Genomic DNA, 14,404 nt, shown 5'->3' with positions numbered 1-14,404 from the left:
TCTCTGTAACATACATTATGGGATAGGTGATGTATATGCTGAAAAACTTATTAGAAAATATAAGTCTGTTAGAAAACGTGTATAAAATATCTATAGCGATCCTGCTTTTATGTTCATTTTTTTCTGTTAGACTTCTAAGAAAAATAAAGCGAGAGAGAAAACTTACTCCCTTTGAATTTACAATGTATGTAATCATTTGTATTGCAATACTTTTTTGGTTAACTAGCTTTATCCTTCTTGAATATGGAGCGTATTTCGTTTAACTTTCAAAGAATAAAAAAGATAGAACAAGCAGGATTTCCCTCCGCTTGTATCTACCTTTTTTATTTCAAGTAGAATTGTATGTTAACTCTTTTCATTTATTAAATAAGTAAATCAAACAGCACAGGATTTTTATTAAGCTCCACGAATTGAATGTTATTTTCTTGAAAACGAGTAATTAAAGCTTCATAGTCTTCCTTATGCTTTAATTCTACCCCCACTAAAGCTGGACCATTTTCTTTATTATGTTTCTTAATATACTCAAAGCGAGTAATATCATCTTCCGGTCCTAATCCTTTATCAAGAAACTCTCGTAGTGCTCCTGAACGTTGCGGAAATTCAATGATGAAATAGTGCTTTAATCCTTCATGAATAAGGGATCGTTCTTTCATTTCTTGCATTCTATCAATATCATTATTTCCACCACTTAACGTGCATACAACTGTTTTTCCCTTTATTTCATCTCTGTATAGATCAAGTGCCGCAATAGAAAGCGCACCAGCTGGCTCTGCTACAATTGCATTTTTCTTATACAGTTCTAAAATCGTCGTACAAACCTTTCCCTCTGGTACTAAAACTATGTCATCAATTACATCTTTACATGTTTCAAAAGTTAACTTTCCTACCTTCTTAACAGCTGCACCATCAACAAAACTATCAATCTTTTCTAATGCAACATTCTCATTTTGAAGAAAAGCCTCTTTCATAGATGCAGCTCCCATCGGTTCTACACCGATTACCTTTGTAGTAGGACTAACCCCCTTTACATATGTACCAATACCAGATGCTAATCCACCACCGCCAATTGCTGTAAATATATAATCAACTGGTTTCTCCATATCATGCATAATTTCAACAGCGACTGTTCCTTGACCAGCAACGACATACGGATCATCAAACGGATGTACAAATGTCATCCTATTTTCCACACAATAGCGCTGCGCCTCTTGGAAAGAACTATCAAATGTATCACCAACTAATACAATGTCTGCGAAATCACCACCGAAAAATTCAACTTGTGATACTTTTTGCTTAGGTGTCGTTGTGGGCATGAAAATTTTTGACGGAATCTTCAATAAATTACACGTATAAGCAACTCCTTGTGCATGATTACCAGCACTTGCACAAACAACACCATTTTGTAACTTTTCTTTCGGTAAACTTTGAATTAAATTATACGCACCACGAATTTTGAAAGAACGAATAACTTGTAAATCTTCTCGCTTAACATATACGTCACATTCATATTTCTCAGATAAAACTGAATCTCGTTGTAACGGTGTTTTAATAACGATATCTTTCATGCAATTATGAGCCATTAAGATATCTTCAATTTTCACTCTCTCCTTTACATTTTGCACCATTTTATATCATCCTTATCTCTTTTTATATTGGCTCAATCAAAATTCGGGATTTTCAGAACTGCACCTGTATTCGCCGATGTTACCATTTGTGCATAACGTCCAAGCCACCCAGTTTTCACTTTTGGTTCTGGTCGTTTCCACCCTTTTTTACGCTTCTCTAATTCCTCATCACTAACTCTCACTTCTAACAAGCGTTCCTCAACATCAATACATACAATATCTCCTTGTTCAAGAAGTGCAATCGTTCCGCCAGCTGCTGCTTCTGGTGAAATGTGCCCTACCGAAATACCACGTGAAGCACCGGAGAAACGACCATCAGTTAAAAGTGCAACATCTGCTCCTAATCCCATACCAGCAATTGCTGATGTTGGTGCTAACATTTCGGGCATACCAGGTCCGCCTCTTGGTCCTTCATAGCGAATAACAACTACATCTCCTTTCTTAACTTTCCCAAGCATAATGCCGGCAAGCGCCTCATCTTGTGAATTAAAAATAACGCAAGGTCCTTCAAATCGTTTTACTTCTGTTGCTCCGCTTTTAATAACCGCTCCGTCTTTCGCAAGGTTTCCTTTTAATATACGTAATCCTCCTTCTTCACTATGAGGATTTTCTAGAGAATGAATAACTTCCTTATCTTGAATCTCTGCATGAGCAATGTTTTCTCTTAATGTTTGCCCAGTAGCAGTTATACGATCAAGGTGAAGTACCCCTTCTTTTCGGCTCATCTCTTTCAAAATTGCACTAATCCCGCCTGCGCGATCGATATCTTCCATATGCCAATTAGAAGCTGGACTTACTTTACATAAATGCGGTACACGCCTTGAAACTGCATCAATGCGGTTCATATCGTAATCTAACCCCGCCTCTTGTGCGAGTGCTAACGTGTGTAATACTGTATTCGTTGATCCACCCATCGCCATATCAAGTGCAAACGCATCATCAATTGCTTCTTCTGTTACAATGTCGCGTGGTTTAATATCTCTTTCAATTAAAATTTTTAATTTTTCTGCTGCTTGTTTAATTAACTCCTCACGTCTTGGATCAATCGCTAAAATACTCCCGTTACCAGGAAGAGCTAAACCTAACACTTCACATAAACAGTTCATAGAGTTCGCTGTAAACATACCGGAACAAGAACCACAAGATGGACAGCCATGATCTTCAATATCCTTTAATTCTTCTTCTGAAATTTTCCCAGATTGATAGGCTCCTACCCCTTCAAAAACAGAACTTAAATCGACAACTTCCCCTTTAGATGTTTTCCCCGCTGCCATCGGACCACCTGAAACGAAAACAGTTGGAATGTTTATTCGAAGTGCAGCCATCATCATACCTGGTGTAATTTTGTCACAGTTTGGAATACAAATCATTCCGTCAAACCAGTGTGCATTTACAACTGTTTCTACTGAATCTGCAATGATTTCACGACTCGGAAGCGAATAACGCATACCGATATGACCCATCGCAATACCGTCATCCACTCCAATTGTATTAAATTCAAATGGAACCATGCCTGCTGCACGTACTGCTTCTTTAACAAGTTTCCCAAACTCATTTAAGTGCTTATGACCTGGAATAATTTCAATAAAAGAATTACAAATTGCTATGAATGGTTTATCAAAATCTTCATCTTTTAAACCAGTTGCTTTTAATAAACTACGATGCGGAGCTTTATCAAAACCTTTTTTAATCATGTCACTTCTCATCTTGTCAAATCCCCTCTTACACATTTTTTCTCTTACTTAATCTATTTTTTAAAATAAAAACTCTCACCTCAGCAATCAACTACTACTTAATAGTAGCTTTGATTGCTGAGGCGAGAGTTTCGCGTTACCACTCAGCTTCCTTACACTTCTCACGAAATATAAGCTTTGTAGGTCCAACCAGACCCCCGTCCTTTTACCGGAGACGATACCGCCGCCCTCTACTCAGTTTCCCTTTCGCAAGCGATGCTCCGAGGTGATATTCAATGATTCGATGCTTACTACTCTCGCAGCCTTGGAGTAGCTCTCTGAAACAATCATAATCATCTACTTTCCTCTTCTTTGCATATACATATATAAAGTCTGAAAATTCATAATTGACTTTTATTTGTTAAACGTATTATAGGACTTTGTTCTTTTCATTGTCAACATATTTTTTGGATTTTTTTCATTTAAGTTCAGTTCGTCTACTGGAGGGTTATTTGTTTTTTATTATGAACTTCTAATGCAGACTCATATATTTCTTAATAATTTATGTACACAAAAAAGCCAGCATTTTTGCTGACCTTTTTTCACTGTGTAAAACGATATCCTACTCCCCAAATTGTTTCGATGTATGATTTATCAAATGGATCGAGTTCAATTTTTTGACGAATATTTTTCACATGTACAGCAACCGTTGCTGCATCACCAATTACATCCATCCCCCAGACAGTTTCAAAGAGACGATCTTTACTAAATACTTGGTTTGGATGTTCCGCCATACAAGTTAATAAATCAAATTCTTTTCCTGTTAACATGACCTCAGTTCCATTTATAAATACACGTCGTGCCGATTTATCAATAAGCAATCCTCGAATACGAATTTCATCTTTTATTTGTTCTCGCTTTCCTGTTAAACGATCATAACGGGCTAGATGAGCGTTTACACGTGCCACCATTTCACTTGGGCTAAATGGTTTTATAATATAATCATCTGCTCCAAAACCTAACCCTTTAATTTTATCGATTTCCTCTTGTTTTGCGGACACCATAAGTATTGGAATGTCCTTTTTCAATCGAACTTGTTTACAAATTTCATATCCATCTATTCCTGGTAACATTATATCTAAAATTAACAAGTCATAATCTTTCAGCAAAACCCTTTGCAAACCTTTTTCACCGGAATAATCAATATCTACTGTATACCCGGCAACCTCTAAATAATCCTTTTCTAACTCTGCAATAACAGCTTCATCTTCAATAATTAAAATTCTTTTCAAGATGCTCTCCTTTTTCTAATTAATTTTTTGTAATGTGAATGCAAGTGTTGTTCCTTTACCTGTCTTGCTTTCTACCCAAATTTCGCCACCATGTTGTGTGATAATCTGATGTGCAATTGATAAACCAAGTCCACTTCCACCCGTTTTAGAATTTCTAGAATGATCTGCACGGTAAAATCTTTCAAATATATGAGGTAACGCCTTCTCTTCTATTCCTTTTCCATTATCTTTTATGTAAATCGTTACATAGTCATTAGATTCAGTCATACGAATTCCAATATATCCTTCTTCTTTATCCATATACTTCACACTATTCCAAATGATATTTGTAATAACACGACGTAATTTTTCACGATCACCTTTTACAACAATAGAAGCATCCTTTTGAGCATCCCATCTCACTCCAATTCCCTTATCTTGCAATTCAAGCTGTAATTCTTCTATACAATCAGATAAGTATTGGTTAATTTCAACCTCTTCAAATTGAAATGGTTCCTCTTTCAAATCAAGTTTTGAAAAGAGAAAAAGCTCGTCAATTAATTGATCCATATCAAACACTTTATGATAAATAATCGTTAAATATTTATCTAATTGTTCCGGCGTTCGAGCGATACCTTCTTTAATCCCTTGTACATAACCTTTAATAGCCGTAATCGGCGTCCGTAAGTCATGAGAAATATTTGAAAGCAACTCTTTACGATTTTTTTCATATTGCATTTGCAACTCGACCGATTCCTTCAACCTGCCACGCATCTCTTCAAACGATAAACTTAATTCACCTATTTCATCTTTCGCAAGTGGCTTTACTTGAAATTCTAAATCACCCTTTTGAATTCTTTCCGTTGCCTGCTTTAATGAATGCAATGGTTTAATAATACTCCGTGATATAAAATATGTTAATATTCCATTCGTAATAATTAACCCCAGTATTAAAGAGAATACGAAATACGGGAAAAATTCTCTAATCATTTCTTCTAAAGGGTTTACATACTCAAATACAAAAATACTAACCTTATCCTTCTCTGCATCGTAGTAATCAAATTGCTTATAGTAAAAAGAATTACCCTCTATTTTCACATCCATTCCTTTTCTTTGTCCTTCCGTTTCAAATGCGGGTAGGTATTTATCAAACGAAGAGATTTTAAAATATGGGGATGAATATTTAAGCTCATCATTTTTTCGAATTAGTAATCCTGCTTGATTATCGTTTAATTCTTTATCAGTTTCCTTTAAAAATTTTATATCCTCCAATTTATCTGGAGCATACGATGAAAGAATTTTCAACCTACTAAAAATATCATCTTCATCTTCTTTTGTACGAATAGCTCCCTCCTGCTCTTTATCAATGAGAGAATGACTATTTTGATTAAGACCAATGATTGCTTTTGCAATACGAATATCACCAAATAAAGTAACACTAATTAACATAACTGCTATACCGCAAAAAACGATTGGAATAATTACCATCGCAACATACGACAACAGCAATCTAATACGGATTGACATTACAGAACTCCTATGAACATTATAATTTTAGCTTGTTACAGAATTCACCGGAAACGAAACTTGACTCATCCAAATACCAGCTAATAATACGAGTATAGCTAGAACAATTTCTAAGAGCAATAAACGGCGATTAACTGTTCCGATATCGTTACCCCATGTTTTCGTTTGTCTCCATGCTACAATGGTAATTATACATACAGTAAGAATCTTTATATTTAAAAGGTTCGTCCATATTGAATTAAAATTAAAAAGTACCCAATTCCTCGTCTGTAAAAGCACAATTAATTCCCCAGAAAGAAATGCTAGAATAAATGAAGTACCAGCAATAATACTAAAATGTTTACGAAAACGCTTTTGATCAAATGTAATTTTGTATAATGTTGTCCACTCTATAACAAGAGCTAAATAAATAAGTGCTCCTAGCCACACTGCAATACTCATAACATGGATCATTCTAATTATAACTGCTGCCCAATTTGGATTAGTAATCCATACATGACCTGTGAAAGAAAAACTAGCCACAAGAAATCCCCAAATTAGCGCATACCATTCGTTCCCCATATGCTGCAAAGACATAAGAACTAATAATAGCAGTTGAATCATAATAATAACTGAAAATGGCGAATGAATAAGTAAACTCCCCTTCGGAATAATTGACTTATACACTATTAATTCGGCTATCAATCCTACTACAAGTATAGAGAAGAAAATCTTTTTCATATTCTTCATTCTTTGCAATATGGGAGGTAATCTATAACGTTTTACAAACATATCGAGCCACTTTACTCCTGCTCCAATTAAAATCATTCCCTCTACAATATAGCGTAGTGTTACTATCATAACATCTGAAAATACTGAGCCACTCGCATTTCCCTCTACCACTACATTAGTTTGTACTTCTTCTCCAATTGAAAAGGGATAGCCTCCTTCACTCGGATGTCCGTCTGCAGATATCATAGACCACCTTACTGTGTAAGTACCATTATTTAAGTTTGGTATTTTCACTTTTATTTTTGCTGGGTTATCTAATATTTCAACCTTTGATACTTGCACTCTCTTTGCACTTGGATCTAGCAATTCAATATTGACTACATTTCCTGTAACTGGTTCACTAAATTCAAGAATAATCTGTTCCGGTTGTACTGTAAGAACCTCACCCTCTTTAGGGGTGGCTCCTATAACACTTGTATGAGCAAATACACTACTATGAGAAAATAAAAATATACTTGTACTTATTACAATAAATACTATCATTCTATAGAGCATGAAAACCTCCGTATTATTATTCTGGATGATTACCTGAGTGATCTCCGGTAGAAAATGGAGTAGTTACCCCCTCATAATTCATCATCGTATGCATTCCTTTTTCCGCATGAACGAGATGATGACAATGAACCATCCATAGTCCACTATTATTTGCCTCTAAAGCAATTTCATATTCTTCTCCCGGAAAAACATTAACTGTATCTAAGTAAATCGGACTTCCCTCCATTGGTTTACCATTTTTAGAAATAACCTGGAATGTATGTCCATGCAAATGCATTGGATGAATTTCTTCCCCCTTATTTTTAAATCGAATCTTAACTTTATCCCCTTTCTCTACTTTAATTGGTGGAATGTCAGGTGATGTCTTTCCATTAATCGTATACACCCATTTTTCTTGTCCATTTACATCTTTCACACCTTCTGCCAAATCCATATCATAGACCTTTGTAAACTTTGAATCTATCGTAAACTTGCCAACTTCTTTTTCTCCATATTTCGTAAAGTCAAACCATGGATAACTCTTTATATCAACAGGTTTTTTCGGCAAAGAACCGTTCCCAATAGTCGTCGTTAACATTCGATTCATTTTCTTAGATGGATCAACATTAATAAGTTTTACACTCGTTGTTTCTGGCATTTTAAAAACAAGGTCATAACGTTGTGCAGCTCCCATCGGAAGAATTGCTTTATCTAGCTCGTCCCCACCTTTTATATCACGACCATCTAATGCAATAATTTGAAATGGCGCCCCAACTAATGTCATTAAATGCGTATTATTCCCAGCATTAATTAAGCGAAGGCGTACTGTTTCACCTGGTTTTGCATCCAATCGTAGTCCCTCACTTGTATCATTTAATGTAAATACATCGTAATCATCTCCATCAGATAAATCTTTGAGTTGATCATTACTTGGTATCATAAGCGGCCCTTCTAAAGTTTGTGCCTTTTCATTTCGAATATAATTGCTAGGATAGCTATCCCAATCTTTATCTTGTCCGCCATTATGCTTACGGGTTTTTATGGCTCCTGTTTTCCATTCATGGATCGCCACTGTATAATCCTTTTCATATTTTACAGCTGGTTTATTCGGTTCAATAACAATGGTTCCAAATAGTCCCCGTTCCGTTTGTATTGCACTTTTTTGATGTGAATGATACCAATATGTCCCTACCTGATCAGCATTAAATGCGTATGTATATGTTTCACCTGGTTTTATAGCATTTTGCGTAACACCTGGAACACCGTCTACTGCTGCTGGAACATCTAATCCATGCCAATGGATTGTAACCGGTTCTGGTAATTCATTTTTCAAATTTACAACAATACGTTCACCTTGTTTAACTCGAATTTGAGTACCCGGTGATGTTCCATCAAAGGTCCATGCATCTACCTTTTTCCCATTTCCCAAATCTAAACTTGCTACTTTCGCCGTAATATTAAAAGTTTTTGTAACCCTTTCTTCGGCAGCTGAATTAGCAAGAGACGTAATTGATTCTGAAGTAGATGTTGCATCTGTTAACTTCTTTTTTTCATTTGCACCTGGGTAATTATTAATTAAAAAATATCCGAAAATAACTAACCCTAATAGTAAGCATGCTGCAATCAATATATTTCTTAAATCGCTTTGTATAAATTCCTTTTTCATGTTAGTCTCTCTTTCATTTTTTCTTGTAAACTATTTATTTTCATACGTGGAGTCATTACCTATCACCTTGCATTTTCACTTCGGTTTACATCATAACACCCAGAAAAAAAGAAACTTTGAAGGAATTTTAAAGAATTTATAAAGAAATACATTTCAATTTTTATTCACTTCTAAATCTTTTTTATTGCGCAATAAAACAATTTATATAATACTGTATAAAACATATATATTTAGGAGGATTACAGCAATGTCTGAAAAAACATACGAACTCGCAACCTTCGCAGGCGGTTGTTTTTGGTGCATGGTAAAACCATTTGATGAGCTTCTCGGTATTCAAAAAGTACTTTCCGGCTATGCAGGTGGTCATGTAGAAAACCCAACATACGAACAAGTAAAGACTGGAACATCTGGACATTTAGAAGTTGTACAAATTACATTCGATCCTTCTATTTTTCCTTATCAAAAATTACTAGATTTATATTGGCCACAAATTGATCCAATTGATGACGGCGGACAATTTTTTGACCGTGGTCCCTCTTACCGCACAGCAATTTTTTATCATAATGAAACACAAAAAGAGCTTGCAGAAAAATCGAAGCAAACTCTAGCAGAAAGCGGTATGTTTAAAGATCCTATTGTGACTGAAATTCGCTCAGCTGCACCTTTTTATGAAGCAGAGGAATATCACCAACATTTCTATAAAAAGAATCCAGAGAAATATGCTACCGAGCAAAAAGAATCTGGCCGTGAAGATTTCATAAAAGAAAATTGGCAAAAAAAATAATAAAAATGCATCGTGCTTTCTTTTCAAAGTGCGATGCGTTTTTATCTTTGAGTAAAATAATATTACCAGCGATTTACTAGAAATTAAACATTCTTATTACCCATCAACAAATATTTAGATTGACAAAATGTTTGGATCGGGCAATCGGATACCGTGCCAGCTGTCTACATCGCATTGACCATATTCGTTATCACCCACAGCTACCACCGTGCCATCTAATTTCAGACCGACCGTATGCGCACAACCCGCCGCTATCGCTACAATATCGTGCCAATCACTTACATCACATTGACCATGTTTATTATTACCCACAGCCGTCACCATGCCGTCTGATTTAAGACCAATTGTATGATTACTCCCTGCCGCTATCGACACAATATCGCGCCAATCACTTACATCACATTGACCATGTTTATTATTACCCACAGCCGTCACTGTACCGTCTGATTTAAGACCAACTGTATGAAGATAGCCTGCCGCTATCGACACAATATCACGCCAGCCACTTACATTGCATTGGTCATACCGATTATTACCCACAGTCGTCACCGTTCCGTCCAATTTAAGACCGACTGTATGCCAGTCACCCACCGCGACCGCCACAATATCACGCCAGCTATTTATATTGCATTCACCTTCTTTATTTCGCCCCACTGCTACCACCGTGCCATCCGATTTAAGACCAATGGTACGACGCCACCCCGCCGCTATCGCTGCAATATCGCACCAATCGTTTACATCGCATTGGTCATGCTTATTCCACCCCACCGCTACCACAGTATTATCACTTTTAAGAGCGATTGTATGAGCGTTCCCAGTGTTCGTCGCCATATGAACATTGCCCGCAGCGACTGCTTCCATATCACACCAGCTGCTTACATTGCATTCTCCTTCTTTATTTCGCCCCACTGCTACCGCTGTGCCATCCGATTTAAGACCAACAGTATGACCACGCCCCGCCGCTATCGTATCTTTAGGCCATCGTTTCACCTTTAACCACTTATCTTTCGGTGAAATGTAATTCATGTTTTACCTCCTTACATATAAGTAACTGTATCCAAATAGATGTTTTTATCAAATTTCATTATAAATGACCTGACTTTTTTTATAAATCTACAGCTACAAAAGAAGCCTATTATTACTTCTTCAAAAAATAAAAACCTCCAGTTTAAGTACTAGAGGTCTTCCATTTTATTTCTTTAATCTCTCGATAAAATCCTGTAATTTATCAAGCGATTTCATATTATGATTACAAGCTACACCATCTTTGCAAATATAGTTTCCCTTTCTAACGAAAGTTCCTTGTACATCACCTTTAATTTCAACTAAAAACATTCCTACTTCTTCATGCCCATGACATAATGAACAAATGCTTTTTTTATTTAAACTTTGAAATGTTCCTTGCAGACCAACAAACTTATTTTTATCATTTTTCGCTACAATAAATTTCCTACTTGACCCTTTATCAATCCAGCTTAAATAAGATAATTCTTTCATGTCCAGTTCTTCCATATCAGGCAGTTTTAATTTTTTTGCTTTAGGGAATAGTTTTTTTAACGTTTGTGCTGTAACTTCCTGAAACGGAATGACATACGGATTTATTTTCATTAAAAACGATTCTGCATCTTCTCTATTTTGAACTGTTAATACTGTATCAATTAACTCTTTCTGTTCATCCGTTAAATTCTCAAATACATGTATTATCTTTTCAATTGCAAGTGACTTTAACGCTTGAATTACTCCTCTATCATTTGCCGTCGCGTGTCCATTTGCTAAAATATAAGCTTGTGACTTTATAAAATTGTATTGATCACTTCTAATAAAAGCTTCCATCTTTATCACTCCATACAAATTGTTGAATTAGTTTTATTGTATACAATAATTATCTTTTACGGTATGTAAAAGACGATTTACAAAAGAACATTACATAACAAAACCGCCTCTAAGTTTCCAATTAGAGGCGGCTTCCTTATTTAGAATACACGATTTTCTTAATCGTTTCTCCAGACAGAAAATATTCTTCTGCTAATTGATGAATTGCAATTCCACTTTTAAAAGCGTCTTTAATTGCTTTATTTCTTTCATCTAATTGTTTTCTTCCTCCAGATCGTGTACCCCATTTATAATGTTTCGTTTCTTGTTTTGGAATATAAATTGTTTCACCTTGTATATACTTTTGAATTTCAGCAATTAAACTTTCTGGTAAAACGGCCTTAGCCTTTACGTATTTCATTTCTGCTCGCCCCTTATTTTTTATGGTTCATTTCAATAAGGTGCAAAGCCAAATATAAAAAATGATACGAGCTCATTTTGGCGATTGATTGTATATTACTTGTCTACCTCACGCAAAGTATCGCCATTTCCATACTTGGCTTTGCATGAGACGCTGCAGTGTCTGGCAATTGAATTGTAATCGCCATATAAATACCTCCTAATATACCTTTTATATTTTATTATATGCTAATTTTTCTCGCCTTGCATCTTCATAATCTTTTAAAGAAAAAGCGCTAGTCTTTTCGTTAAAACGATAGACTAACGCTTTACATTAAATGATTCCTAATACATTTAGGAATACGATAATAATCGCAATTGGTGCAATATAGCGAAGTAAGAATAACCATAATACAAACAGTTTATAGCCTTTATTTTTACTTACACCAAGTTCTTTCATTAATACATCTTTCTTCATTTTTAAAGGGACAAAGATGGAAACTAATAAAACACCAAGTGGCATTAGTATGTTACTAACCGCATAGTCTGCTAAATCAAAAATTGTTTTCCCAAATGGTTTCACATCACTTAACAAACCGAATGATAAGGCTGATGGAACCCCTACAACAAAGATTAACAAGCCAACAATTAATGCCATTTTTTCACGTTTCCCTTTACTTTTACCTTTAGTTGTTAAAGACGCAACACTAATTTCTAACATCGAAATTGCTGATGTAATAGTAGCAAAGAAGAATAGTAATAAGAAAACAATGAAGAATAACTTCCCGAACGCCATTTTACTGAAAATAGCTGGCAGTACGATAAATAATAGCCCTGGTCCTTGAGATGGTTCCATCCCAAATGCGAACACTACTGGGAAAATTGCAAGCCCTGCAAGTAATGTAATAACAAGCGTTAAAGCTACGATAGAAAATGCTGAACGTGGTAAGCTTTCTTCTTTCGGTAAGTACGAACTATACGTTACCATAACGGCTACCCCGACAGATAACGAAAAGAACGATTGCCCCATTGCATATAAAATGATTTCTGATGTTACGTTTGAGAAATCAGGTTGTAAGAAGAATCGAACTCCTTCTCCAGCACCATCTAACGTAAGTGCACGAACAATTAATACGAAGAATAAAACGAATAATGCTGGCATGAAATATTTATTTACTTTTTCAACACCATTTTGTACACCTTTACTTACGATAAAAATAGTAATAAGGATGAATAATAGCTGTGATCCAACTGCTAAATACGGATTGGAAATGATTTCACCAAACGTAGCTTCGTATGCTCCATTTCCTTCCCATAGTCTACCTGTAATTGCATTCCATAAGTATAATATAATCCATCCTCCTACAACACTGTAGAAAGAAAGTAATATGAAACATGTTACAATCCCTAACTTCCCTAACCATGGCCATAATGTTTTTGGTGCGATTTCTCTATATGCATCAACGGCCTCTTTTTGTGTACTTCTTCCGATAACGAATTCAGCTAATAATAGCGGTAAACCAATTAATAATGTGAAACCGATGAAAATAAGGAAGAACGCGCCGCCCCCTCCAATTCCGGCCATATACGGGAACTTCCAAATCGCCCCTAGACCAATTGCTGAACCTGCTGCAGCTAATACGAAACCTAATTTTGATGTCCATTGCTGTGAATTCATTTATTAATCTCCTCTCTTTATCTTTTTCTGTTTTACAATCCGGTATTTATATTGTTCTATCCATACTCTTTTCTAATACGTTCACTTCCTCCCTAATAATAAAAAAAACGCCCCTACGTAAATACGTAGGGACGACAAAAATATCGCGGTACCACCCTAGTTATGAAGATACACCAAAGTTAGGACCTAAATAAAAAACGTCCCTACGCAAATACGTAGGGACGATAAAATATCGCGGTACCACCCTAGTTATGAAGCCACACCAAAGTTAGGACCTAAATAAAAAACGTCCCTACGTAAATACGTAGGGACGATAAATATCGCGGTACCACCCTAGTTGTGAAACAATCTTCACCACTTTATTTGATAACGGTATAAACTACCGTCTTTCATTTCCTCATAATGTGAGATTTATGAAAGATGCTCCAGGACGAACTTCATGAATAATCTATATACTGATTCACACCAACCATCAGCTCTCTGAAATAGGGAGATATTCACTACTATACCCTTTCATTGCCCAAATATTATTTTCCGAATTGATTACTATCATTTTTATCATACATTAAAAATAGTGTCAACTTATATTTTGAAATTTTATGCATTACATTCTATTTAAAAATTCAAAATATGACTTTTGTATGAATAGTATTAGAACATTTATGGTTTATACTGTATTAACTTCTCTAGCAGGTTTATAGTAGTATACGATAAAGTGAAACTT

The 14,404-nt window shown here is 35.5% G+C and carries 12 protein-coding genes and 1 other annotated feature; of the genes, 2 read left to right on the top strand and 10 right to left on the bottom strand.

The window, feature by feature from the left end; translation table 11 throughout:
• The first annotated feature begins 35 nt into the window (after positions 1-35).
• On the top strand, positions 36-263 hold the full coding sequence (locus ABH959_RS02105) for a hypothetical protein (RefSeq protein ID WP_404492231.1): 228 nt from the start codon (positions 36-38) through the stop codon (positions 261-263).
• A gap of 99 nt (positions 264-362) precedes the next feature.
• Here the strand turns inward: ABH959_RS02105 and ilvA are convergent, their stop codons facing one another.
• The 6 genes from ilvA to ABH959_RS02075 form a co-directional block, all read right to left on the bottom strand.
• Positions 363-1,625 (bottom strand): threonine ammonia-lyase IlvA, encoded by a 1,263-nt coding sequence (gene ilvA, locus ABH959_RS02100; RefSeq protein ID WP_002012149.1) that lies wholly within the window; start codon positions 1,623-1,625, stop codon positions 363-365.
• Between the two features lie 32 nt (positions 1,626-1,657).
• Positions 1,658-3,331, bottom strand: coding sequence for a dihydroxy-acid dehydratase (gene ilvD, locus ABH959_RS02095; RefSeq protein ID WP_002012150.1), 1,674 nt, complete (start codon positions 3,329-3,331; stop codon positions 1,658-1,660).
• Positions 3,332-3,900: 569 nt separating this feature from the next.
• On the bottom strand, positions 3,901-4,590 hold the full coding sequence (locus ABH959_RS02090; RefSeq protein WP_404492230.1) for a response regulator transcription factor: 690 nt from the start codon (positions 4,588-4,590) through the stop codon (positions 3,901-3,903).
• 15 nt (positions 4,591-4,605) lie between these two features.
• Positions 4,606-6,096: a sensor histidine kinase gene (locus tag ABH959_RS02085; RefSeq protein ID WP_404492229.1), complete on the bottom strand. Its 1,491-nt coding sequence runs from the start codon at positions 6,094-6,096 to the stop codon at positions 4,606-4,608.
• A 27-nt stretch (positions 6,097-6,123) separates the two neighbouring features.
• Positions 6,124-7,362, bottom strand: a complete 1,239-nt coding sequence (locus ABH959_RS02080) for a copper resistance CopC/CopD family protein (protein ID WP_404492228.1) — start codon at positions 7,360-7,362, stop codon at positions 6,124-6,126.
• A gap of 16 nt (positions 7,363-7,378) precedes the next feature.
• Positions 7,379-9,007 carry a multicopper oxidase family protein gene (locus tag ABH959_RS02075; protein WP_404492227.1) on the bottom strand — a complete coding sequence of 543 codons (1,629 nt, stop codon included), beginning with the start codon at positions 9,005-9,007 and terminating at the stop codon, positions 7,379-7,381.
• Between the two features lie 247 nt (positions 9,008-9,254).
• On the opposite strand from ABH959_RS02075, the gene msrA reads away from it, so the two are divergent.
• Positions 9,255-9,791, top strand: coding sequence for a peptide-methionine (S)-S-oxide reductase MsrA (gene msrA, locus ABH959_RS02070; RefSeq protein WP_404492226.1), 537 nt, complete (start codon positions 9,255-9,257; stop codon positions 9,789-9,791).
• A 114-nt stretch (positions 9,792-9,905) separates the two neighbouring features.
• Here msrA and ABH959_RS02065 read toward each other — a convergent pair whose 3' ends face one another.
• The 4 genes from ABH959_RS02065 to ABH959_RS02050 form a co-directional block, all read right to left on the bottom strand.
• On the bottom strand, positions 9,906-10,817 hold the full coding sequence (locus ABH959_RS02065; RefSeq protein ID WP_404492225.1) for an RCC1 domain-containing protein: 912 nt from the start codon (positions 10,815-10,817) through the stop codon (positions 9,906-9,908).
• A 165-nt stretch (positions 10,818-10,982) separates the two neighbouring features.
• On the bottom strand, positions 10,983-11,624 hold the full coding sequence (locus ABH959_RS02060) for a FusB/FusC family EF-G-binding protein (RefSeq protein ID WP_113938104.1): 642 nt from the start codon (positions 11,622-11,624) through the stop codon (positions 10,983-10,985).
• A gap of 136 nt (positions 11,625-11,760) precedes the next feature.
• A complete protein-coding gene (locus tag ABH959_RS02055) occupies positions 11,761-12,024 on the bottom strand; it encodes a CD3324 family protein (protein WP_000878314.1) in 264 nt (87 codons plus the stop codon).
• A 312-nt stretch (positions 12,025-12,336) separates the two neighbouring features.
• Positions 12,337-13,680 carry a sodium-dependent transporter gene (locus ABH959_RS02050; protein ID WP_002012165.1) on the bottom strand — a complete coding sequence of 448 codons (1,344 nt, stop codon included), beginning with the start codon at positions 13,678-13,680 and terminating at the stop codon, positions 12,337-12,339.
• A gap of 303 nt (positions 13,681-13,983) precedes the next feature.
• Positions 13,984-14,206 (bottom strand) — a binding site (T-box leader).
• Positions 14,207-14,404: the final 198 nt, after the last annotated feature.

The sequence above is a fragment of the Bacillus sp. RC51 genome, from assembly GCF_044908115.1.
Classification (GTDB): Bacteria; Bacillota; Bacilli; order Bacillales; family Bacillaceae_G; genus Bacillus_A; species Bacillus_A mycoides.
This window is presented reverse-complemented; position numbering and strand designations above follow the sequence as displayed.

Excerpts from the sequence above, each read along its gene's own strand:
- ABH959_RS02060 (WP_113938104.1), bottom strand. The coding sequence starts at position 11,624 with ATGGAAGCTTTTATTAGAAGTGATCAATACAATTTTATAAAGTCACAA.
- ABH959_RS02065 (WP_404492225.1), bottom strand. The coding sequence starts at position 10,817 with ATGAATTACATTTCACCGAAAGATAAGTGGTTAAAGGTGAAACGATGG.
- ABH959_RS02080 (WP_404492228.1), bottom strand. The coding sequence starts at position 7,362 with ATGCTCTATAGAATGATAGTATTTATTGTAATAAGTACAAGTATATTT.
- ABH959_RS02050 (WP_002012165.1), bottom strand. The coding sequence starts at position 13,680 with ATGAATTCACAGCAATGGACATCAAAATTAGGTTTCGTATTAGCTGCA.
- msrA (WP_404492226.1), top strand. The coding sequence starts at position 9,255 with ATGTCTGAAAAAACATACGAACTCGCAACCTTCGCAGGCGGTTGTTTT.
- ABH959_RS02085 (WP_404492229.1), bottom strand. The coding sequence starts at position 6,096 with ATGTCAATCCGTATTAGATTGCTGTTGTCGTATGTTGCGATGGTAATT.
- ilvD (WP_002012150.1), bottom strand. The coding sequence starts at position 3,331 with ATGAGAAGTGACATGATTAAAAAAGGTTTTGATAAAGCTCCGCATCGT.
- ABH959_RS02055 (WP_000878314.1), bottom strand. The coding sequence starts at position 12,024 with ATGAAATACGTAAAGGCTAAGGCCGTTTTACCAGAAAGTTTAATTGCT.
- ABH959_RS02075 (WP_404492227.1), bottom strand. The coding sequence starts at position 9,007 with ATGAAAAAGGAATTTATACAAAGCGATTTAAGAAATATATTGATTGCA.
- ilvA (WP_002012149.1), bottom strand. The coding sequence starts at position 1,625 with ATGGTGCAAAATGTAAAGGAGAGAGTGAAAATTGAAGATATCTTAATG.
- ABH959_RS02105 (WP_404492231.1), top strand. The coding sequence starts at position 36 with ATGCTGAAAAACTTATTAGAAAATATAAGTCTGTTAGAAAACGTGTAT.